At 49.7% G+C, this 19,858-nt stretch carries 21 protein-coding genes and 1 riboswitch; of the genes, 12 read left to right on the forward strand and 9 right to left on the reverse strand.

Features of this window, described 5'->3' with window-relative positions:
- Positions 1 to 789, forward strand: a 789-nt coding sequence (locus AC6R0S_RS15645; RefSeq protein WP_500638315.1) for a dienelactone hydrolase family protein, incomplete at its 5' end; no start/stop codon positions are given.
- 66 nt (positions 790 to 855) lie between these two features.
- On the opposite strand, the gene AC6R0S_RS15650 is transcribed toward AC6R0S_RS15645, so the two are convergent.
- A complete protein-coding gene (locus tag AC6R0S_RS15650; protein WP_500632437.1) occupies positions 856 to 2,337 on the reverse strand; it encodes a carboxypeptidase M32 in 1,482 nt (493 codons plus the stop codon).
- Between the two features lie 205 nt (positions 2,338 to 2,542).
- Here AC6R0S_RS15650 and AC6R0S_RS15655 point away from each other — a divergent pair, with 205 nt between their 5' ends.
- Positions 2,543 to 3,184, forward strand: coding sequence for a LysE family translocator (locus AC6R0S_RS15655; RefSeq protein WP_500628425.1), 642 nt, complete (start codon positions 2,543 to 2,545; stop codon positions 3,182 to 3,184).
- A 111-nt stretch (positions 3,185 to 3,295) separates the two neighbouring features.
- On the opposite strand, the gene AC6R0S_RS15660 is transcribed toward AC6R0S_RS15655, so the two are convergent.
- On the reverse strand, positions 3,296 to 4,666 hold the full coding sequence (locus tag AC6R0S_RS15660; protein WP_500632436.1) for an alanine/glycine:cation symporter family protein: 1,371 nt from the start codon (positions 4,664 to 4,666) through the stop codon (positions 3,296 to 3,298).
- A gap of 102 nt (positions 4,667 to 4,768) precedes the next feature.
- A riboswitch (glycine riboswitch) is annotated at positions 4,769 to 4,876 on the reverse strand.
- A gap of 324 nt (positions 4,877 to 5,200) precedes the next feature.
- Positions 5,201 to 5,539 carry a YggL 50S ribosome-binding family protein gene (locus tag AC6R0S_RS15665; protein ID WP_500632435.1) on the reverse strand — a complete coding sequence of 113 codons (339 nt, stop codon included), beginning with the start codon at positions 5,537 to 5,539 and terminating at the stop codon, positions 5,201 to 5,203.
- A 217-nt stretch (positions 5,540 to 5,756) separates the two neighbouring features.
- Here AC6R0S_RS15665 and AC6R0S_RS15670 point away from each other — a divergent pair, with 217 nt between their 5' ends.
- The 4 genes from AC6R0S_RS15670 to AC6R0S_RS15685 all read left to right on the forward strand — a co-directional run bounded on the left by AC6R0S_RS15670 (position 5,757) and on the right by AC6R0S_RS15685 (position 9,008).
- Entirely contained in the window at positions 5,757 to 5,915 is a 159-nt protein-coding gene (locus tag AC6R0S_RS15670; RefSeq protein WP_487902409.1) for a hypothetical protein, read from the forward strand.
- Positions 5,916 to 5,932: 17 nt separating this feature from the next.
- Entirely contained in the window at positions 5,933 to 6,664 is a 732-nt protein-coding gene (locus AC6R0S_RS15675; RefSeq protein ID WP_334550558.1) for a chromosome partitioning protein ParA, read from the forward strand.
- 149 nt (positions 6,665 to 6,813) lie between these two features.
- The gene (locus AC6R0S_RS15680; protein WP_500638316.1) at positions 6,814 to 8,583 is read left to right on the forward strand and encodes a putative bifunctional diguanylate cyclase/phosphodiesterase; all 1,770 of its coding nucleotides are present in this window, start codon (positions 6,814 to 6,816) and stop codon (positions 8,581 to 8,583) included.
- A gap of 8 nt (positions 8,584 to 8,591) precedes the next feature.
- Positions 8,592 to 9,008 (forward strand): ribosome recycling factor family protein, encoded by a 417-nt coding sequence (locus AC6R0S_RS15685; RefSeq protein ID WP_500632168.1) that lies wholly within the window; start codon positions 8,592 to 8,594, stop codon positions 9,006 to 9,008.
- Between the two features lie 11 nt (positions 9,009 to 9,019).
- Here the strand turns inward: AC6R0S_RS15685 and paeA are convergent, their stop codons facing one another.
- On the reverse strand, positions 9,020 to 10,324 hold the full coding sequence (paeA, locus tag AC6R0S_RS15690; protein WP_500638317.1) for a polyamine export protein PaeA: 1,305 nt from the start codon (positions 10,322 to 10,324) through the stop codon (positions 9,020 to 9,022).
- Between the two features lie 162 nt (positions 10,325 to 10,486).
- Between paeA and AC6R0S_RS15695 the strand changes: the two genes are divergently transcribed.
- A complete protein-coding gene (locus AC6R0S_RS15695; protein ID WP_334550553.1) occupies positions 10,487 to 10,882 on the forward strand; it encodes a DUF2391 family protein in 396 nt (131 codons plus the stop codon).
- A gap of 3 nt (positions 10,883 to 10,885) precedes the next feature.
- Positions 10,886 to 11,131: a Rho-binding antiterminator gene (locus AC6R0S_RS15700; RefSeq protein WP_487902413.1), complete on the forward strand. Its 246-nt coding sequence runs from the start codon at positions 10,886 to 10,888 to the stop codon at positions 11,129 to 11,131.
- A gap of 59 nt (positions 11,132 to 11,190) precedes the next feature.
- On the opposite strand, the gene AC6R0S_RS15705 is transcribed toward AC6R0S_RS15700, so the two are convergent.
- Complete coding sequence (locus AC6R0S_RS15705; protein WP_500638318.1) at positions 11,191 to 12,300, reverse strand: M20/M25/M40 family metallo-hydrolase; 1,110 nt, start codon at positions 12,298 to 12,300, stop codon at positions 11,191 to 11,193.
- Between the two features lie 368 nt (positions 12,301 to 12,668).
- On the opposite strand from AC6R0S_RS15705, the gene hppD reads away from it, so the two are divergent.
- From hppD to maiA, 4 genes are read left to right on the forward strand one after another with little or no spacing between them, the layout of a single operon-like run.
- On the forward strand, positions 12,669 to 13,742 hold the full coding sequence (gene hppD, locus AC6R0S_RS15710; protein WP_500632430.1) for a 4-hydroxyphenylpyruvate dioxygenase: 1,074 nt from the start codon (positions 12,669 to 12,671) through the stop codon (positions 13,740 to 13,742).
- Positions 13,735 to 14,883: a homogentisate 1,2-dioxygenase gene (locus tag AC6R0S_RS15715; RefSeq protein WP_500638319.1), complete on the forward strand. Its 1,149-nt coding sequence runs from the start codon at positions 13,735 to 13,737 to the stop codon at positions 14,881 to 14,883. Before hppD ends, AC6R0S_RS15715 begins: the two co-directional genes overlap by 8 nt.
- Complete coding sequence (locus AC6R0S_RS15720) at positions 14,880 to 15,893, forward strand: fumarylacetoacetate hydrolase family protein (protein ID WP_500632174.1); 1,014 nt, start codon at positions 14,880 to 14,882, stop codon at positions 15,891 to 15,893. The genes AC6R0S_RS15715 and AC6R0S_RS15720 overlap by 4 nt, the downstream gene beginning before the upstream one ends.
- Complete coding sequence (gene maiA, locus AC6R0S_RS15725; protein WP_500632175.1) at positions 15,886 to 16,542, forward strand: maleylacetoacetate isomerase; 657 nt, start codon at positions 15,886 to 15,888, stop codon at positions 16,540 to 16,542. Before AC6R0S_RS15720 ends, maiA begins: the two co-directional genes overlap by 8 nt.
- Positions 16,543 to 16,631: 89 nt before the next feature.
- Here maiA and AC6R0S_RS15730 read toward each other — a convergent pair whose 3' ends face one another.
- From AC6R0S_RS15730 to AC6R0S_RS15745, 4 genes are all read right to left on the reverse strand, one after another.
- Entirely contained in the window at positions 16,632 to 16,814 is a 183-nt protein-coding gene (locus AC6R0S_RS15730) for a hypothetical protein (protein WP_334550546.1), read from the reverse strand.
- A gap of 184 nt (positions 16,815 to 16,998) precedes the next feature.
- On the reverse strand, positions 16,999 to 18,060 hold the full coding sequence (locus AC6R0S_RS15735; RefSeq protein WP_500632176.1) for a tetratricopeptide repeat protein: 1,062 nt from the start codon (positions 18,058 to 18,060) through the stop codon (positions 16,999 to 17,001).
- Between the two features lie 179 nt (positions 18,061 to 18,239).
- Complete coding sequence (locus AC6R0S_RS15740; protein ID WP_334550544.1) at positions 18,240 to 18,923, reverse strand: DUF2786 domain-containing protein; 684 nt, start codon at positions 18,921 to 18,923, stop codon at positions 18,240 to 18,242.
- Between the two features lie 147 nt (positions 18,924 to 19,070).
- Positions 19,071 to 19,754 carry a DUF3334 family protein gene (locus AC6R0S_RS15745; RefSeq protein WP_500632221.1) on the reverse strand — a complete coding sequence of 228 codons (684 nt, stop codon included), beginning with the start codon at positions 19,752 to 19,754 and terminating at the stop codon, positions 19,071 to 19,073.
- Positions 19,755 to 19,858: the final 104 nt, after the last annotated feature.

The raw sequence follows: 19,858 nt of genomic DNA on the forward strand, positions 1-19,858 counted from the left end.
GGTCTTGTCGCATTAGGCTTTACGATGTCAGTCTTAACGTCAGCACTGACACCGAACTATGCACTGGCAGAGCAGGTGTCGTTTAACGATCCCGCAATCAAAGCCAGCTACGTCAAGTTTGATTCACCGAATGGTCACGGTGAAGGGCAAGGGTATTTGGTCGTGCCACGAGAGTTGGTAGGCACCGCGCCTGTCGTACTGGTTGTGCATGAAAACCGTGGGCTTAACCCTTACATTGAAGACGTCGCGCGAAGATTAGCCGCGAAAGGTTTTATCGCCTTTGCCCCCGATGCACTCTATCCGTTGGGCGGTTATCCAGGAAATGACGATGAAGGCCGCGCGATGCAAAAGAGTCTAGAAAGAGAGAAGATTGAAGCGGACTTCCTAGCCGCTGCGAGCTTTTTGAAATCGCATGAGCTAAGTAACGGAAAATTAGGGGCGGTCGGTTTTTGTTTTGGCGGCTACATAGTCAATATGCTGGCTGCGACCATTCCTGAGCAGTTGGATGCAGGGGTGCCTTTTTATGGTACACCTGCAGCGGAATCTTTGATCCCGAAGGTGAAAGGGCCGTTGATGATTCAGTTCGCGGGTCTTGATGAGCGTGTCAACGCCACTTGGCCGGAGTACGAGAAAGCGCTTAAGGCCAATGGGGCGAACTATCAAGCCTACGTTTACGAGGGCGTGAATCACGGATTTCACAATGACTCCACCGGACGTTACGCCGAAAAAGAGGCCGAGCTTGCTTGGCAGCGAACATTGGAATTTTTTGAGCAACATCTTAAAGCGTAAAGAGCACACAAAAACGCCGTCACAGGGTAAACCCTGTGACGGCGTTTCATTTTACGTGAGTACTATCTACAGGTATCGACTTCTCAGGTGATTTTGGAAGAACTGAGCGTTCAACACTTCGCTTGTTGCCGATTTAACCAGCTCATCGGTTGTCAGTAAGCTGCCCTTGCTCCAGATGTTATCGCCCAGCCAAGCAAAAATAGGCGTGAGATCACCAGAGTGAATAGCTTCATCCACATCCACGGTTTTCTTCATCGCTGCCATAAACTGCGCCGCGTACATGGCCCCTAAGGTGTATGATGGGAAGTAGCCGAAGGCGCCATCCGTCCAGTGAATGTCTTGCATGCAGCCATTTTTGAAATTACCGGCGGTAGAGAGACCGAGATACTGGCGCATTTTGGTGTCCCAGAGCTCGGGAACATCTTGGTGGGAAATATCACCATTGATCAAATCACGCTCGATCTCATAGCGTAAAATGACGTGAGCCGGATAGGTGAGCTCGTCGGCATCAACACGGATAAAGTCTTTTTTGACGCGAGTATAAAGCTTTTGAAAGTTCGCTTGACTAAAAAGCGACGTATCGTGTCCGGAGAAGTGTTGGGTGGCAAGTCGCGATAGATGGGCAATAAACGCATCACTGCGGCCCACTTGCATTTCGAAAAACAGTGATTGAGACTCATGAATACCCATTGAGCGAGCTTCGCCTGACGGCAATCCTGCTAGTGCTTTGGGTAAACCTTGCTCATAACGGGCGTGGCCTGTCTCGTGAACGATGCCCATGAGCGATTGTACAAATTCGTTTTCATCGTAGCGGGTGGTAATTCGCACATCTTGCGGTACGCCACCACAAAAAGGGTGGACGCTCTCATCCAATCGGCCATGATCGAAATCGAATTGCAGTAGTTTCATCACATCCAGCCCGAGCGCTTTTTGTTGCTCGGTGGGAAAATGGCCTGTTGGGGTGAGGTAGTGCTCAGAAGACTGCTTTTCGATCACCTCATCGATCAAGGCAGGTAGCCAGCTTTTTACGTCGGCAAACAGCGTATCGAGTGACGCTGACGTGGTGTCCGGCTCGTAAATGTCGAGCATCGCATCATACGGTGTCGATCCGTTGGCATCGGCACGAATTTGCGCCTCTTCTTTCGAAAGTTTAACGACTTCTGCCCAGTTTTTCTCAAACCCGATCCAGTCGTTTTGGCCACGCTGGGTACGCCAAGCGTGTTCACATTTCGAGCCCGCTAGGGATTTGGCTTGTACCAGTGCTTCAGGCAGCAAATTGGCTTGTTGCCACTGGCGTTTAAGCTCTCGCAGTGTGGCGCTCTCTTCAACGCTGAGCGTTTCTGTTTCTGCTTCGGCAAACCAATCCGCGAGCTGTGGCTGGGTATGCAATTGATGAATATGCACGGATAGCTCGGCCATTGCCTCTGAGCGAGCTTGATTCCCTCCGCTCGGCATCACTGCCGCTTGGTCCCATCCACAGATGGCCGCTAAGTGATTAAAACGAGAAATTTTTTGGGAATGCTGTTTGAGTTTGTCGAATGCGCTCATGACCACACCTTAGGTGACTGGGAAAACCAAAATCTTAACAACCTCCTCAGGATTGACCAAGGGGTTTGCGTTCAATAATTGCAGCAAGAAGCATAATCATTGCCTATTTTGACGGCCTTGCTATAAGATGGCGATCTTTCCTGAGATGACCTGGTTATATCTCGCGCTGACTGGAGCCTTTGCTCCCCAATAATAAGGACCTGCAATGATCAACAATATGGAAGCGTTTTTGGTCGCCATCACCATTTTGACGTTAACCCCCGGACTCGATACTGCGCTTGTGATTCGTAACTCGTCGCGTGGCGGCTTTTCCGATGGTGTATTAACCAGTTTGGGGATTTGCTCGGGCTTGTTTGTCCATGCCACCTTTTCTGCGATTGGTATCTCGGCGGTCTTGGCGCAATCGGCTGAGCTATTTAGTGCGGTGAAAATGGTCGGCGCGGCCTATTTGATTTGGCTAGGTGTAATGTCCATTAAGGGGCTGTTCAATGGCCAATTGGATGCGGGGATCGCGGTGCAAACGGTGGCGCACACCAAAGCCACGGCGTGGCGCTCACTGCGAGAAGGCTTCTTGTCGAACGTGCTGAACCCTAAAACGGCGGTGTTTTATCTGGCGTTTTTACCTCAGTTCATCAATCCAGAGGGTTCTGCGTTTGTGCAGTCATGTGTGATGGCTGCGATCCATTTTGTGATTGCGATGGTATGGCAGTGTGGACTGGCGGGCGTGCTGACTCGGGCTAAATCTCTGCTTCGCAGTGCGCGTTTTAATCGCTGGATGGAAGGGACCACCGGCGCGGTTCTTATTGCGCTTGGTGTTAAACTGATGATTGAAAAACCGCAGATTTAAAGAGAGTTTAATCTATACACAATGTATTAGAAATCACAGCGGATTAGAAATGAAAAAGCCCGCGCTTGCTAGAGCGCGGGCTTTTTGATCACGTCACCTTACACGGTCGTCTTACGCGGTGGTTTTGGCACTGCTACCCACCGACAGCGCAGCAAAGTACAGTTTAGTCTCTTCGACCACAATGTGGCGCAACGCAATCAAGCCGATAAGGTTAGGAATGGCCATGAGTCCGTTGACGATGTCGGCGATGATCCAAATCATATCGAGGTGAAGGAACGCACCAGAAGCGACCAGAGCGACAAAGATGACTTTGTAAGGCAGTACAGCCTTAGTACCTAGTAAGAACACAACGCAACGTTCGCCGTAGTAGTTCCAGCCCAAAATAGTCGTAAAGGCGAAGAAAATCAGGCCAATGGAGACGAGCAATGGACCTAGCGTGTCGGCGTTAAGTCCGACGGCAAAGGCGTGAGTGGTCATGGCCGCACCAGCAAAATCACTTTGCCATGCGCCAGTCAGGATCAAGGCAAGGCCCGTCATAGTACAGATGATGATGGTGTCAAAGAAGGTGCCGGTCATCGAGATCAGACCTTGCTTGACGCAAGAGTCGGTCTTCGCTGCGGCCGCTGCCATCGGTGCGCTACCCAGGCCAGATTCATTCGAGAACACGCCGCGGGCAATCCCAGATTGAATCGCCAGCATAATGCTTGCCCCTAGGAAGCCGCCTGTCGCTGCGGTTGGTGTAAAGGCAGAGACGACTACCAATTCAACGGCAGCGAAAAGCTGATCAGAATTCATGATGATGACACTCAAACACGCCATCACATAGAACAGCGCCATCATAGGCACCACTTTTCCTGCGACTTTCGCAATCGACTGAATGCCACCTAGCGTTACAAAAGCGACCAATAGCGTCAGTACGACCGCCGAGACCTCACGGGATACGCCAAACGAGATTTCAGAAGCATCCAAAATGGCGTTAACCTGCGGGAAGGTACCGATACCAAAACAGGCGACACCGAGGGCGAAAATGGCAAATAGCACGGCTAAGGTTTTAGAACCGACACCATATTGCAAGTAGTACATCGGTCCGCCGACCATTTGACCTTTATCATCCACTTTGCGGTATTTCACTGCGAGTAGACACTCAGCGTACTTGGTGGCCATGCCAAATAGGGCCGCCAACCACATCCAAAATAGTGCGCCGGGACCACCCAGTTTGATGGCGGTGGCGACACCAACGATGTTGCCCGTACCTATGGTGGCGGACAGGGCGGTACAAAGCGCAGCAAAGCTGGAAATATCCCCTTGCTTGCCGGAGTCTGATTTGCTGAACACCATTTTCAGTGCCGTGGGAAGGTGTCTAAACTGGAGCAAGCCTAAACGAAAAGTAAAATAGACACCGGTACCCACCAACAAAATCAGCAGGGGCGGTCCCCAAACGAAATTGTCGATAGTGATCAGTAAAGATTGTAGGTTATTCATGGGTTCCCCTTAAATTGATAATGCTTAAATAAGGAGAAGAGGGAAAAGCCGAGATCGATGATCTCAAAAACGATAGACAGGAAGCTACCGAATAACGGGTCTTTTCACTCCTCTGTCCTTTTGCCTGAGAGTTTCACCTAAAAATAGGCTTGCTCCTTCGGCGACCACTTTCTACAACAAGGTAGAGCGGTTCTCTCCAGAGGTTCCTCCAACTACAGTCCTCGCTACCTAAGTAGCACCTGAAATAGTTAATTCTTCGGCGGGTTATCTTAACTAAATGTTAAAATTTAGTTATTAACCACTCTCCTGCAGTCTTCGTCGGAACAATTGCTCAATGCGTTGAGCAAAAGATGGTCAATAGTTCTGTGCTATTAACGCGAGAACTGTAACACTTTTTTTTGTGAGATCAAGCGTGTTTTTGCACTTGTGATCGTTTTAAGAGGGGAGGGCGCGGAAAACGCTGAAAGTATGGTGAATTGAGGGGAAAAAAATAGCGCTCAACTGCGCTATTTTTGAACAATCAAAGATGAAAGCTTAGAAGTAGTTGGCGTCTACCAGCTCGCCGATCTCCACGTTGGTCACTTCTTCGCGTTTTTCTAGCCACGCGCCAACCAAAGCTTGCTGCTCAGCCGTCGCATTGCCGTAGCGGGCCACACTGCATAGGAAACCGTCAAATGTCTCAAGGCCACCGCCACCGAAGCACAAACCAAGGCTGTCGATGTAGTCAATAAAATCATCCACAAAGTGGTCGTAGCGGTCGAAATCTTGAATGTTGGTTTCACAACGAATCTCGAAACCCAGCACGGCAAATTCGCCGAGGAACAATTTCTTTTGAATACGACGTTTTTTCTTCTCTAACTGATACGGTTTCATGTTTATCTCCCATTTGGTGTCGCGCTCTTTATACCCCAAAAGTGCAGCTTGCCCAAATGAATCACTCATAAAAGGTATTAAGCGCGGATAATTTGCGCACTCACCTAAGTAAACAGAATAAAACTACCGGACGCTGACCAAAAGGCGCGAAAAAATGGTATAAATGAAAAGGTTATCAAGTTGCCCCCAAGCATGTGGGTACAGCTAAGGAGAGGCTATGACAAGATTGTTAGCGATTGCCTTTTTGGTCGCATTGGCATTTGTGTTGATCCGCTATCGCACGAGCGAAAAACTGCAAAAAGCAGTGGTGGTGACGTTGATTTCAGGGTTTTTAATTTATACCGTGACACTCGTGATCACCGAGTTGATTCGCTAGTGGAGCAGGAGTCATACGTGAATAAACAGACAGACGTAGATAATGATGATGTGGTCGTTATCGAACAACGCGACAAGCGAACCTACCTCTATATTGCTATAGCAGGTGTATTGGGTATCGCACTAGGAGCATTAATTGGCTCGAGCGTGACGGCGTCAAAGTGGCAACAGACATACCACGCGTTGGAATCGCAGTATCAAACGCTGGTGTCAGACAAAAAACAGCTCGTGGTGACGGTGGAAGAAAAAGTCGCCAACGTTGACGTTGAAGTGCAGCAAAAGCTGGAGCAAGCGATTGAAGAGCAAAAAGCGCAGTACGAGGCATCAATCGCTCAGCTTGAATCGCAAGTGGCGGAGCTGGAAAAGGTCAACCTGTCCCTAGAGCAACAAGTCGGCGAGCAGAAATCACAGTTAGCGGATGTCGCGGGTGAAAATGCGCAGCTTAATCGCCAAGCCGATATGCAGGCAACCATGTTTGAGCGTTCGCGTGAGCTCTTCCAACAAGAACTGAGAGTCAAACAAGAATTAGCCGCATTGCAAAAAGAGCGCGACGAGTTGGAGCCTAAGCTAGCCTCACTGAAGAAAGCGTGTGACACCTTTCTAGAAGGCACCTCTTGGGAAGCGAAATCGGATGCGTGCGACAAACAAGATGCCGCCAATTCTCGTTTGAGCCAAATCAACCAGATGATTCGTGTCCATCAAATGGATCTTGAAGAGATGAAAGCGATGGCAGAACAGCTCGGGCTGTAAAGTTATCCCTACATTCATGTAAAGAGGAAGCGGTGAACCCCTTCCTCTTTTTTGTATCTGCTTGTTCGACAAAGGTATTGGATTGACGAAAAAGTGTGGAAATTATGCAACAAAGTCGCTATAAATTTTAAATCACCCACGGATTAGGGATGGCAGTGCAAGAGAATTTATTCAATCGGTCGATCGGAATGGCGATTCAAGTGGCCTATGTTCTCTCTATTGTCCTGATTTCTCGCACCCTGCTGCTCGAACACGAGATGGGCAGAGCGGCGTATTTACTCTTTCCCCCCTTAATGATTTATGCTTTGTTCACTCAATCTGAGCAGCGTAAGCGTATCTGCGCGCTGTTAGCGGCGAGCCTGATTTTTATCGGTGGGCTGATTGAGCCGTTAGAGATGGATGCCATCGAAAAGAGCTTCATTTTACTGCCACTCTGTTTCATCGTCCTATTTCCCGGGTCGTTTTGGCCTCTGGCTATCGCGGCATTACTGATTGTCAGCTATCTTCACAGCCTAGATCCCGATGACTTTGACGAGTTTATCGAAGACGCCATAGATGTGGGCGCGATCACCGTGTTCGCTACCCTGATGACGTATTACATCAAGAAAACCCAACAACAAACGCTGGCCTTTAAAAAAGACAGCTTCACCGATTACTTGACCAAGCTGCCCAATATTAATGCCTTCTATGCGGCGGTATCGGCCATGAACGAGAGTAATGCACACTGTTTTGGGGTATTGCAGATTGGTCTGCACAATTTCAAAAGCGTCAATGACAAATTGGGCTATCGCAATGGTGATGAGCTACTGCAATCTTTCGCCAGCCACATCAGTGGGTTAATAGAAAACCAAGCCCAAATGTATCGCATTGCAGGCGATGAGTTTGTCGTGCTGGTGGAAAATGTCCATGTAGAGCGAAAGCTGCAAACCGTGCTAGACACCATTCTTACCAAACACAGCAAGCTGTTTGTAGTCGGCGACACGACCTATCGGCTGAATTTTTGTGTGGGGGTTGCACTGGCCAAGCACGCGAATGGTGTGGTGAGTCTGTGGGGGAAAAATGCGAATTTGGCACTCTATCGCGCGCTATCCCAAGGGCCCGGCTCCATCGTTTGGTACGATGACCAACTGCTCGATGAGACGATTCGTCAGCATCAGTTGGAGTCGGAGATGAAGCAGAGCCTGCAATTGGGCCATTTCGTTCTGCATTATCAGCCTAAGGTCTCTATGATCAGCGATCGCGTGGTTGGAGCCGAAGCGCTGATTCGTTGGTCACACCCCCAGCTTGGTATGATTTCGCCGTTCGAATTTATCCCGATTGCAGAACGAACTGGGTTTATCGTGCCTCTTGGCCGTTGGGTGATTACGCAAAGCATTAAGCAGGTGAAAGCTTGGCATGACTCTGGGCTACCGATCCTTGTGTCGATTAATGTCTCTACCGTTCAGTTTGCCCATGATGACGTTGCCAGTTTTATCATCGACGCGCTTGATAACGCCCAGTTGCCTGGAGAGGCGCTGGAAATTGAAATCACAGAATCGACCTTAATGAGAGAGCCCGAATATGTGGTGGAAGCGTGTGAACGTCTGCGAGAGCGAGGGATGTCGGTGGCCATTGATGACTTCGGGATTGAATACTCGTCGCTCAACTACTTGAAGCGTTTGCCCATTGATGTACTTAAAATCGATAAGTCATTTGTTGATGATTGCACCACTGACATCACCGATCACATGTTGGTGCGAACCATTATTCAGATGGGGCAAAACCTAGGCAAATCGGTCGTGGCAGAAGGTGTTGAGACCTCTGAGCAATTATCTCTACTGTTTAATGAAGGGTGTGATGAGTATCAAGGCTACTTTTTCTCAAAACCGCTGGACGCACAGGCCTTTTACGATAAAGTGACCCAATCCAACACCCACTGATCTCTGTTATGACTCTTCAAGCTGACCTTGTGACACTCGCACTGCCCTCATTGGTGCAAAAACTGGGCAGAGAGAAGTGTCAAAACCTCAAACGACTCGCGCAGCAGCACCACTGTGTGTTGAGCCGTGTTAGGCGTTCACGCCACTGGCAGTTGGTAGGGGAAGAGGGGGCGCTCAATGCTCTCTGTCATGAATTGCTTAGCCGCGAAGATAGCTGCGAAGATTATGCCTACGTTAGGCAAAAAATTGACACGCTCATCAATGCGCGAGTTGCCGCGCGTGCTCCTGCGCCGTTGCCACTCAACATCCAGCTTGCTCAGCTTATCGCCGGTAATCCCAGTATCACCTTAACGGAACTGATGGCGAAAACGGACTGCACACTCGCTCAAGCGAGGTCCGCCCGTTTTCAAGAGGAGTCTTGGTAACGGTTGGTGCGTTACTGCTCGTCGTCTTTTTGTTCCACTCGAGTGACCAGCAATTGGTCTACTTTATGGTCATCGATGTCGACCACCTCAAATTTGTAGCCAGAGTAGGTCACCGAATCAGTGCGTCGCGGAATTTTCTTTAACATAAACATCATAAAGCCGGCGATGGTTTCGTAGTTTTGTGAATGGGGCAGTTCGTCAATTTGCAGCGTGCGCATCACATCGGTGATCGGCGTGACACCATCGACCAGCCAAGAGTGCTCGTCACGGGCGACAATTTGCTCTTCGCCTTCGGCCAACACCCAGCTGCCCATTACGGCACTTTGCAAATCATTGAAAGTCACAACGCCCATGACCAAGGCGTATTCGTTCATCACCACAGAGAAGTCGACGCGATTGGATTTAAAGTATTCCAACGCTTCCGATAGGCTCAAGGTGTCAGGGATGATGGGGCAGGTTTGCACCACGCTGCTACTTTTAAGATCCAATGTTTGCTCATTGATGAGGCGGATCAACAGTTCGGTTGAATTGACAAAGCCTTTGATCGCATCGAGCTGGCCATCACAGACTAAAAATTTGTGATGAGGGTTGTCGGCGATCTTGCGCTTAAGCATGGTTTCATCGTCATCAAGTGAGAGAAACGCAATGTCTTCACGCGGCGTCATGGCAGACGTAACGGGGATCGATTGCATCTGAAACACGCTTTCCATCATTTGCTGCTCGTTCGTATCGAGGACGCCTGCTTCGGCTCCTGCATCCATGACGGCGTAGATGTCATCGCTGGTGATGTCGTCATTGCGTTCGGCAGGGACGCGCAATAGGCGAAAAATCAGCGTCGCCAAACCGTTAAATACTATTACGATGGGTTTGAGGATCAGAATGCACACCAAGAGTGGTTTCACGAGGGCCAACGCGACGGTTTCCGGCATCGCCATCGCAATGCGCTTAGGCATCAGATCGGCGAACAAAATAAACAGGCTAGTGACCAAGGTAAAAGAGAGCACAAAGCTGGCCTGCGCGATCCACGCAGCGGGCACCCAGTGGCTCAACATAGCAGCAATATACGGGGTAAACGCCGATTCACCGACGATACCGCCCATGATAGCCACGGCATTGAGGCCAATTTGCACCACGGTAAAAAAGTTACCCGGATGGGTTTGTAGCCCGAGGACTAAGGTCGCGCGGTGATCGCCATCGTCAGCGAGTTGGCGCAGACGAATTTTACGCGCCGCAGCCAACGAGATTTCTGACATGGAGAAAAAGCAACTGGTTAAGATCAGCGCCATGATAATGGAGAGATTTTCAAGTAGACTCATGGAGGCTATCCGAATAGAAAAGTTGCGCCATTCTAGCCACAACTGACCACGATATTGGGAAAACTTCCACGAAATCATTTTGTCGTGACGATAACGGCTCTAGCGCTTTATCGTCCTCGCCTTATCAACTAAGCTTGATAGAAAATTCTGCAGGATAAGTGAATGAAATATAGCTTTAATTTCGAAGATGCGAGTCAGATATTTGTCGGCGCCTTTGCGCTTGCTGTGCCGATTTCGTTCTCTGAAGAGGCGTGGCGTTTGGGTGAAACCTTACCGCCGCTCAATTTGTTTCTCCTGTTTTCGCTCTCGGTGGTGTTCTTAACCCTGTTTACCTATCAAAGCGTATTCCAAAGTAACGTTCAGACGCGCAAATGGGAGTTTGTTGCGCGCATCGTCGCGGCGTATTTGATTGCGGCGTGTGTGGTCGCCTTAGTGCTGGTCTGTCTGGATAAGTTGCCCCTGATGGAAGACCCCATCACCTCATTTAAGCGCGTGGTGGTGATCACCATGCCAGCCTCCATGGGTGCCATCGTGGTCGACAGTTTCGATAAGGAGTGATGCATGATACGTTGCAGTGACTATGACTATATTGAAATTGTTTGCCTCTACCGTTATCCCGTGCGTTTGACACTCAAAGATGGGACCGAGATGGAAGGGATTGCGCTGGATACGCGCCGAGATGAGAGCAGGCGAGAAGCCGTTCTGCTTAGCATCCATCAACAAGAGCGTTTGGTGGTGCTCGATGAGATCAAACAGTTGTCAGTGCTGGTGGAGAATCCGCATTTTCGCGACATCACATTGAGATAAAGCCCATCCGCTTCGTTACATGTAGAAAACAGATGGGCTTGTTTGTGCTGTTAGCTCGTTTACGCTTGAGTTACGTAGTGCTGAACAAACTCGGTCACTTTCACCATGTCATCAATGGTGATGTACTCTTCTGTCGTGTGCACTTTTGCCATACCCGTTGAGATGTTCACGGTCGTTAGCCCTTTGGCGTTAAAGTTGTTGGCGTCACTGCCACCACCGGTGCCTTTGGTGAATGGCTGTGCACCAATTGCGTCAAAAGAGGCTTTAACCGATTGAATCAATGGTGACGCTTCGTCGATGACAAAGGCGTTGTAAGCACGTGTCGATTCAATTTCAACCTGTGCGCCGTGGGCGTCAGCGGCGCGCTGGAAAGTCTCAATCATATGCTCAACTTGCGCGTCGAGTTTGTCGCCATTGAGCGAGCGCGCTTCGGCCACTACCGTCAGTTCAGGCATCACAATATTGGTGGCGTTGCCCCCTTCGACAATCCCGATATTGGCGGTGGTCTCTTCATCAATGCGCAGCAGCTTCATTTGCGTGATCGCCTCTGCGGCAACTTGAATGGCGCTGATGCCTTCTTCTGGCGCAAGGCCTGCGTGTGCTGGGCGGCCGATAAATTTCGCGACGATTTTCTGTTGGCCCGGGGCGGCATTGACAATGGTGCCAATCGGGCCGCCGGTATCAAGTACGATGGCGTGGTTGGACTCGATAAAGCTCATATCAAAATGCTCAGAGCCAAATAGGCCACCTTCTTCATGCACGGTGAAAGCAAGCTCAATGGTTTTGTGCGCTTGATTGTGTTCTTTTAGCACGCGTACCGCTTCCATGATAGCGGCAATGCCCGATTTGTCGTCGCCACCTAGGATGGTCTCTCCTTTAGAGCGAATAATGCCGTCTTCAATCACAGGTTCAATACCTATGCCTGGCGTTACGGTGTCCATATGACAGCTGAACGCGATGCTACCTGCTAGGCTGCCTTCCAATTTCGCATACAGGTTATGACCGTTAGAGATATGAGCCGGGACGGGCAGTTTGTGTACGGTGAAACCGAGCTCGCCGAGCTGCTCTGCTAGGTGTTCTGAAATCTGTTTTTCATTGCCTGTCTCACTGTCGATTTTGACAAGCTCAATAAAATGCTCGACCAAGCGTGATGGGTTGATCTGACTCATGGTCTACCTCATGGGTTGTGGTGAGGGGAATAGATGGCGTTAGCCTAATGAGAGCGAGCGCCATGACGCTGCGCCAAATCAAATCGAAGGCGGATTTGACTCAATCTTGACTTAAGTGGCGAGGAGTTCGCCACTGCTTAAGGAAATTTATCACACAAGAGTGATTGTAAAATAATTGTTACTGCCATTGGGCGGATTTGGGATAGTTAAATCATGTGTTTATGGTGACTTCATTGTGGTGTTACATTTATTTTACATTTCGAGGTGGTTTTTTGAATAGGTGCCAAATCGAGCCTCGATATTTCATTAATCGTATCAATGGGCGAATTTAAAGGCGATAGAGATCAACAACAGGTGAGGATAACACCATGAATACGGCACTAAACCCGTTAGGCACAGACGGATTTGAATTTGTTGAATATACCGCTGCTGATGACAAGGGCATTCAAGATCTGAAAGCGCTGTTTACGTCACTCGGCTTTGCAGAGGTAGCAAAGCATCGCTCAAAAGAGGCGTGGTTGTATCGCCAAGGGGACGTCAATTTTATCGTCAACGCGGAGCCTCACAGTCAAGCTGAGCAGTTCTCGCGCCTACATGGCCCTTCGGTTTGCGGCATGGCGTTTCGAGTCAAAGATGCTGCCAAGGCACTTGAGCATGCGTTAAACAATGGCGCCGAGCGCTATGTCACGGAAATTGGTCCTATGGAGCTCTCCATTCCGGCGGTGTACGGCATTGGTGATAGCTTGCTTTACTTCGTTGACCGCTACCAAGACGGCAGTATCTATGATGTGGATTTCCGATTCTATGCCGATGCTGACGAGCGCATGAACACTATGGATGTAGGGCTGTTTGAAATCGATCACCTCACGCATAACGTTAAGCAAGGCAACATGGACACCTGGGCTGGATTTTACGAACGGATCGGTAACTTTAAAGAGATTCGTTACTTTGATATTGAAGGCAAGTTGACCGGTCTTGTGAGCCGAGCGATGACCGCGCCGTGTGGCAAGATTCGTATCCCAATCAACGAATCGTCTGACGACAAATCGCAGATTGAAGAGTTTATTCGTGAGTACAACGGCGAAGGCATTCAACACATTGCGCTGAGCACCAACGACATCTACCAAACGGTGCAGACTCTGCGCGATCGCGGCATGGACTTTATGCCTACCCCTGATACCTATTATGAAAAAGTGAATCAGCGTGTCGAGGGGCACAGTGAAGAGCTCGCACGCCTGCGTGAGCTGCAAATTCTTATCGATGGCGCACCGATGAAAGACGGCATACTGCTGCAAATTTTCACCCAAACGGTGATTGGCCCGGTGTTTTTTGAAATCATTCAACGTAAAGGCAATGAAGGATTCGGTGAAGGTAATTTCAAGGCGCTGTTTGAATCCATCGAAGAAGATCAAATTCGTCGCGGGGTACTGAGTGATGCGTAAATGGATCACCTTTCCGCATCGGGAGGGCGTCTGCTCTAAGCAAGCCCATGCGGATTTTCCTGATGAGGCCATTTTTGAGCGAGAGGCCGGTCGCAGTGGATTTTTCGGTCCTGCCAGTCACTTTCATCATCGACACGCGCCGACGGGATGGAGTGAGTGGCAAGGGGATCTTAAGCCACGCGCGTTCAACTTCAATCAGGTAGACAGTGCGCGTCAGTCCTCCCCTTGGCACGTGCCGAAGCTGTTACACAATCGCCATTGTAAGGTTCGAGTCTGGCGCTGCGAGCAGTCGATGCGTCATTTGGTGCGCAACGCCGATGGTGACGATCTGCTGTTTATTCACCAAGGCAGTGGGGAGCTCTATTGCGACTACGGTCACTTGTCGGTGCGTGAAGGGGATTACGTGATGATTCCACGTTCGACGTCTTGGCGCATAGAGATCTCAGAACCCATGTTTGTGTTGATGATTGAAAACAGCGATGCCGCCTATTCGCTACCAGATAAAGGCATGGTCGGCAATCACGCGGTATTTGATCCTGCGGTGCTCGATGTGCCCAGTATTGATGAGGCGTTTAAAGCGCAGTATTCAGAGCAAACCACAGAGGTACACATCAAACGCCACGAACAGGTGAGTGTGGTGACCTATCCGTTCAATCCACTGGATGCGATTGGTTGGCATGGTGACTTATCCGTGGTGCGAGTCAACTGGCGTGATATTCGGCCGCTGATGTCACATCGTTATCATCTGCCGCCATCGGCGCATACCACCTTTGTCGGTGAGGGATTTGTCGTTTGTACGTTCGTGCCGCGCCCAATTGAAAGTGATCCCGGTGCGTTGAAAGTACCGTTTTTTCATAACAATGATGACTATGATGAAGTGCTGTTCTACCACGCTGGAGATTTTTTTAGTCGTGACAACATCGAAGCCGGCATGGTGACCTTTCACCCCGCAGGGTTTACTCACGGGCCGCACCCCAAGGCGTTTCAAGCCGGGCAAGCCCACAAGAAAACCTTCACCGACGAAGTAGCGGTCATGATCGATACCCGGCATGCGCTCGACATCGGTCAAGCGGCGAGTGAGGTGGAGAATATTGATTATGTCTACAGTTGGCGTCAGCCCACGGGCAAGGAGGAAGTATGAAGCTCGCCAGTTTGAAAAATGGAACACGCGATGGTCGGCTTGTTGTGGTTAGCAAGGACTTAAGCCGTTATTTGGATGTCTCAGACATTGCGCCGACCTTGCAAGCTGCGCTTGATGATTGGTCCAGCGTGGCGCCGCAGCTTGAGACTCAATATCAACGTTTGAACCTAGGCGAAGCCAAAGATTCGCTGGCGTTTTCGGCTCAGCAGTGTGAGTCTCCTTTGCCACGTGCGTATCAATGGGCCGACGGCTCTGCGTACGTCAACCACGTCGAATTGGTGCGCAAAGCACGCGGCGCGGAGATGCCGCCCAGTTTTTGGACCGATCCACTGATGTATCAAGGTGGGTCGGATCACTTTATTGGTCCAACCGATGACATCCCACTGGCGGATGAATCTTGGGGCATCGACTTTGAAGGGGAAGTGGCCGTCATCACAGGTGATGTGCCGATGGGCGTCAGCGCTGAGGAGGCCAAATCTTCAATTCGGTTGTTAATGTTGGTCAATGATGTCTCGTTGCGCGGGTTAATCCCCAATGAGTTAGCGAAAGGCTTTGGCTTTTTTCAATCCAAACCGTCGTCGGTGTTTTCTCCGGTCGCGGTCACCCCAGATGAGCTAGGGGACGCGTGGGATGGCGCAAAGGTGGCGTTGCCGCTGCTAAGCCACTTCAACAACGAACCGTTTGGCTGCCCAAACGCTAGTGTGGACATGACCTTTGAGTTCCCTGAGCTTATCGCGCACGCAGCAGCAACACGCCCACTGGGCGCCGGAGCCATTATTGGCTCAGGCACTGTTTCCAACAAGCAAGGCACAGATTACGGAACGTCTATTATGGAGGGAGGTGTTGGCTATTCCTGCATTGCCGAGGTGCGAATGATTGAAACTATCCGTGATGGTCAGCCTGCCACGTCTTTTATGCGTTTTGGCGATCGCATCAAAATAGAGATGCTCGATGAGCAGGGCGCGTCGATCTTTGGCGCTATTGATCAACAGGTTGTGCGCTATGAGTGAGCGGATTCTTTACGATTACTGGCGTTCCTCTGCGGCGTATCGAGTCCGAATTGCACTCAACCTAAAAGGCTTGAGCTATCAATTACGCCCGATTCATCTGGTCAAAGAGGGTGGTGAGCAGCACAGCGATGCGTATCAAGCGATCAATCCTGCGAAGTTAGTCCCTGTGCTGGTGGAGGGTGATAGGCGCATTCACCAGTCACTGGCGATTATTGAGTATCTTGATGAAACCTATCCACACTCAAGATTGATTCCTCCGTCAGGTGACGAGCGATATTGGGTCAAAGCTTTGGCCTTGGATATTGCCGCGGATCTTCATCCCATTAATAACTTGCGCGTGCTCCAGTACCTCACTTCGACATTGCACGTCAGCGAAGAGCAAAAACAGCAGTGGTACCGACACTGGATTGAAGTCGCTTTTGAGGCGCTTGAGTCACGTATTAGCGAGCGTCGCGGCTGCTACTGTGTTGGGGATGAAGTGACCTTAGTGGACGTCTGTTTGGTGCCGCAAGTCTATAATGCACATCGCTTTGACCTCGATATGCGGCGCTATCCCAATATTGCGGATGTGACAGCGTCACTTGGTAAGTTGGCGGCGTTTGCCCGCGCGCGACCTGAGTGTCAAGCCGATGCACCAGAGAACGGTTAAACGCCAAGATAGTAGAAAACCAGAGACTAAAAAGCCACTCGTTGAGAGTGGCTTGTCGTCCTTGAGAGAAGTGCTGATAACTGTCTAACTCACAGTGAGTGTGATAGGCGCTCGCGTTGGCGGAGCTCGGCAAGATTGAATTGACGCACATCCAGTGTCGCGTATTCAAAACACTCTTTGCAAGAGTGGTGGTACTTGCCATCGACATAATCATGCTTGGTGAGTAGGCTGGGCTTTTTACACCAGTCACATACTCCTTCGATCGTAAACATCTCGTTCTCCCCATTTTACCCGAGTCTGTTTTTCTTGCTCAGGTTTATTGTCGGGCAGGATTATGACATACAGAACACGGTTAGGTTAATGATTTGTTATCGAAGTGGGATGGAGATCGATTGCGCAACGCTGAGTTTTAAACGTTTGGTGAAAACTTGAACAGGATGCGCAGGGTAAATGTAACTATTTGTTAACCTCTTTAATCAGAAGCTTGAGCGCACCGTTAAGACGCTTCATTTCCTCTTCGCTGCCTTTGAGATCCGGGTGATAAATCTTACTTAATTGCTTGTAACGTACTTTGATTTCACGCTCACTGGGCAATTGTGAGGGCTTAAAGCCAAACATTGCACTGGCTAAGTAAACCGGTGAAGGCGCCGCAGGTTTGCTCTGCGTTGGACGAGTGGGAGAAACCTTGCTTTGCCCTTGCAGCTTTTTAAATTCACGGTAGAGAGTTTCAAGCTGGCGCTTTTGCTGCTTGAGCAGAGCATCTTGCTCTTTAACTCTGGTTTGCATTTTAGACGCTTGAGCATGGCCTTGTTGCTCAGTCGCGGTGCGCTGGCGTACTAAACCTCTTTGCTTGCGCCACAGCCAAATGCAAAGGCCACTTGTTAGCAGGCAAAGACCCATCAAGCTGAACAAAACACCATCGTGCTCTTGGCTGGCGTCGATGGTTTGGGCTTGAGGGCTGAGGGTGATGGATTCATCGTCAAAGGCAACGTCTAGTTGACTGATGGCCGCCACTTGCTTGGCTCTCCTGGCGTTAAATTGTGCTTCTAAGACACGGTTGTATCCGTTTTCGGCGTCACTTTGTAAGCTTGGGTCAGTGGCATTTTGCGCAGCGAGTTGAAACCACACCTTGGCAAGATCAAGGTTGTCGGGTTGTACTGACAGTTGCTCATAGACTCGGCCAAGTTGCAGCTGAGCTTGAGCGTCATCGGCCAATGCCAATTTCGTAAGCCAGAAGAGGGCTTTTTCTAGGTCGGGTCTGACGCTGTTATTATCAAGCGACAAGCTGGCTAATTCAAACGCAGCTTGACGGTTACCCCCTTGCGCCGATGTTTCGAGCCAATAGAGGGCATCATCGATCGTTTGTTGATCGGGGTTTTCTTGTGCAAGGTAAGTGCTGGCGAGTTGGAACTGAGCGTGAACATTATTCGCTTGGGCCTGCTGCTGAAGCTCTTCAAGCGTATTGGCCCAGAGTGAGGTGCTCAGAATAAGGAAAAGTAAAGCCGCAAATCGAGTCAAAAACAACGTCCGTTTGGTAAAGTTGACCAGTGATACCTTTGATTATACTCAGCCGCGCAAAGATGTGTATGCCTCTTAACCAAGTTGATGAGTGCGCGGCGTCGCTTTTCTCTCATGCCGTTGCCGATCTAGCGTTGAAGCATCGAGCTAGCACACTCTTGGGCTAACGCACTCTTGGGTTAACGCAGCAGTTTTGGCGCTTGTCCACCATCGATCGGGCGATTGACCGATACGGTTCGACCTTTCTTAAGACCCACTTCGTAATCTTCTGTGATGTTTTTCATCGCTTCACGCAGCTGCTGCTTGAAGGTTTCACGATCGATGTTTTGAAACTCTTTATCGATGTAGTCATCGATTTTTTTCGCAGACTCTTCATCTGGAGAGATGATCGGCAGTTTTTCCAACGCACCTTCCACCCATCCAGACAAAAACGAGTTCACGCGGCGAGTGACTTCGGCGTTAGATGTCCCGGTGCCTGCAAAACTGTTTCTGAAACGACCGGTCTGTTCGTTCATTTCGCGGTATACGATGTCAAAAGCGAAGGCGGCGAAGATGGCGCGATCCGCTTCGCCAATAAACTCCACGCGTTTTAAACCCTTATGGTTTAACAGCACTGCCTCAACGCCGAATTTGGTGTTGATACCACGGATGATGCGCAGCAGATTCGAGCTGACATTGGCAGGGAGTAAGTGTGTCGATTGGGTTTTGCCCATCTTGATAAACTCGATATCGTCCTTGTCGAGACCATATTTGAGCATCAAGCGATGTGCCATCTTGATGGCATTGGCGGCTTCGTTAACGTTGGCTGAGTTTCCGAGCTCCAGACACTTCGCTATTTTTTTGAGGGCTTTTTGTTTATCCATCGACAGCTAAGGGGTAACTAATTTAACAAAGTCGGCTATTTTAACGTGTTCTGTCATAAAACGGAAATGGTGATGTAGGAAAACGCCACCGAAAAGTCGATGGCGTTTGAAGGGGGTAAAAACCGCTGGGCTGAAAAGTTGGCGGATTTAGATACCTAGTTCGGCGAAGATGTCATCGGCATCGTCATTTTTATCGGTCGATTTTTTCTCTTTGTCCTGCATCTCTTGGCGCGCTCTCTCTAGGATGCTGTCTGGCGTTTCATCTTCGTCGTGGCTTTCAAATTCTTCGAGCTGAATAAACTCAGTCTTATCCATCGCCAACTCTAAGTAGAAGATGTTGCCTTTCTCAGTCGAGAAGGTCACACGTCGCGCTTGAGGACGATCAAGGTTGGTATCGACCGACAGAATCACTTGTTTGTTGAGTGACAGCATTTTAGGTTGGTTCTGCGTGATGTGGGTTTGCAGATCTTTGCGCACTTGGTTGGTGAACGCACCGACGAGCTGGTTCATCAGCTCACCCAGTACATCGGCCACTTCGTCGGAGGTGTGAGTGACGGCGAGCTCTTCTTCCGGCATCCCCATATTGCGCATGTAGTTGGTGTACACCTCAAGCGCGGCTTTGGCCGTAAAGTTGATCACCACCAACCCAGAAAAACCACCATCAAAGAGGACAAAACAACCGAAGTCCGGTTTTAGGCTGGTCTTGGTGATTTTCTGCACCATGGCAGAGTAGGTAATTTGAGAGCTGGTCGCAGAGGTCATAACGCCAGAAACGGACTGGCATAACTTAAGGAGAATGTCTTCTGTCGTGATGATTTTGTTTTTCTTCATTGATGAATCGCTCATAAAAGCACTTTAAATCAAGTCCATGATTTCTAAGTGTGGGAAAGAATTGCGAGAAGTTCCAATTTGACACTGCATTTCTGTTTTGATCA

It is taken from the genome of Vibrio sp. R15-SG3-ISO1B (assembly GCF_059833835.1).

Excerpts from the sequence above, each read along its gene's own strand:
- AC6R0S_RS15650 (WP_500632437.1), bottom strand. The coding sequence starts at position 2,337 with ATGAGCGCATTCGACAAACTCAAACAGCATTCCCAAAAAATTTCTCGT.
- AC6R0S_RS15655 (WP_500628425.1), top strand. The coding sequence starts at position 2,543 with ATGATCAACAATATGGAAGCGTTTTTGGTCGCCATCACCATTTTGACG.
- AC6R0S_RS15660 (WP_500632436.1), bottom strand. The coding sequence starts at position 4,666 with ATGAATAACCTACAATCTTTACTGATCACTATCGACAATTTCGTTTGG.
- AC6R0S_RS15665 (WP_500632435.1), bottom strand. The coding sequence starts at position 5,539 with ATGAAACCGTATCAGTTAGAGAAGAAAAAACGTCGTATTCAAAAGAAA.
- AC6R0S_RS15670 (WP_487902409.1), top strand. The coding sequence starts at position 5,757 with ATGACAAGATTGTTAGCGATTGCCTTTTTGGTCGCATTGGCATTTGTG.
- AC6R0S_RS15680 (WP_500638316.1), top strand. The coding sequence starts at position 6,814 with ATGGCAGTGCAAGAGAATTTATTCAATCGGTCGATCGGAATGGCGATT.
- AC6R0S_RS15685 (WP_500632168.1), top strand. The coding sequence starts at position 8,592 with ATGACTCTTCAAGCTGACCTTGTGACACTCGCACTGCCCTCATTGGTG.
- paeA (WP_500638317.1), bottom strand. The coding sequence starts at position 10,324 with ATGAGTCTACTTGAAAATCTCTCCATTATCATGGCGCTGATCTTAACC.
- AC6R0S_RS15695 (WP_334550553.1), top strand. The coding sequence starts at position 10,487 with ATGAAATATAGCTTTAATTTCGAAGATGCGAGTCAGATATTTGTCGGC.
- AC6R0S_RS15700 (WP_487902413.1), top strand. The coding sequence starts at position 10,886 with ATGATACGTTGCAGTGACTATGACTATATTGAAATTGTTTGCCTCTAC.
- AC6R0S_RS15705 (WP_500638318.1), bottom strand. The coding sequence starts at position 12,300 with ATGAGTCAGATCAACCCATCACGCTTGGTCGAGCATTTTATTGAGCTT.
- hppD (WP_500632430.1), top strand. The coding sequence starts at position 12,669 with ATGAATACGGCACTAAACCCGTTAGGCACAGACGGATTTGAATTTGTT.
- AC6R0S_RS15715 (WP_500638319.1), top strand. The coding sequence starts at position 13,735 with ATGCGTAAATGGATCACCTTTCCGCATCGGGAGGGCGTCTGCTCTAAG.
- AC6R0S_RS15720 (WP_500632174.1), top strand. The coding sequence starts at position 14,880 with ATGAAGCTCGCCAGTTTGAAAAATGGAACACGCGATGGTCGGCTTGTT.
- maiA (WP_500632175.1), top strand. The coding sequence starts at position 15,886 with ATGAGTGAGCGGATTCTTTACGATTACTGGCGTTCCTCTGCGGCGTAT.
- AC6R0S_RS15730 (WP_334550546.1), bottom strand. The coding sequence starts at position 16,814 with ATGTTTACGATCGAAGGAGTATGTGACTGGTGTAAAAAGCCCAGCCTA.
- AC6R0S_RS15740 (WP_334550544.1), bottom strand. The coding sequence starts at position 18,923 with ATGGATAAACAAAAAGCCCTCAAAAAAATAGCGAAGTGTCTGGAGCTC.
- AC6R0S_RS15745 (WP_500632221.1), bottom strand. The coding sequence starts at position 19,754 with ATGAAGAAAAACAAAATCATCACGACAGAAGACATTCTCCTTAAGTTA.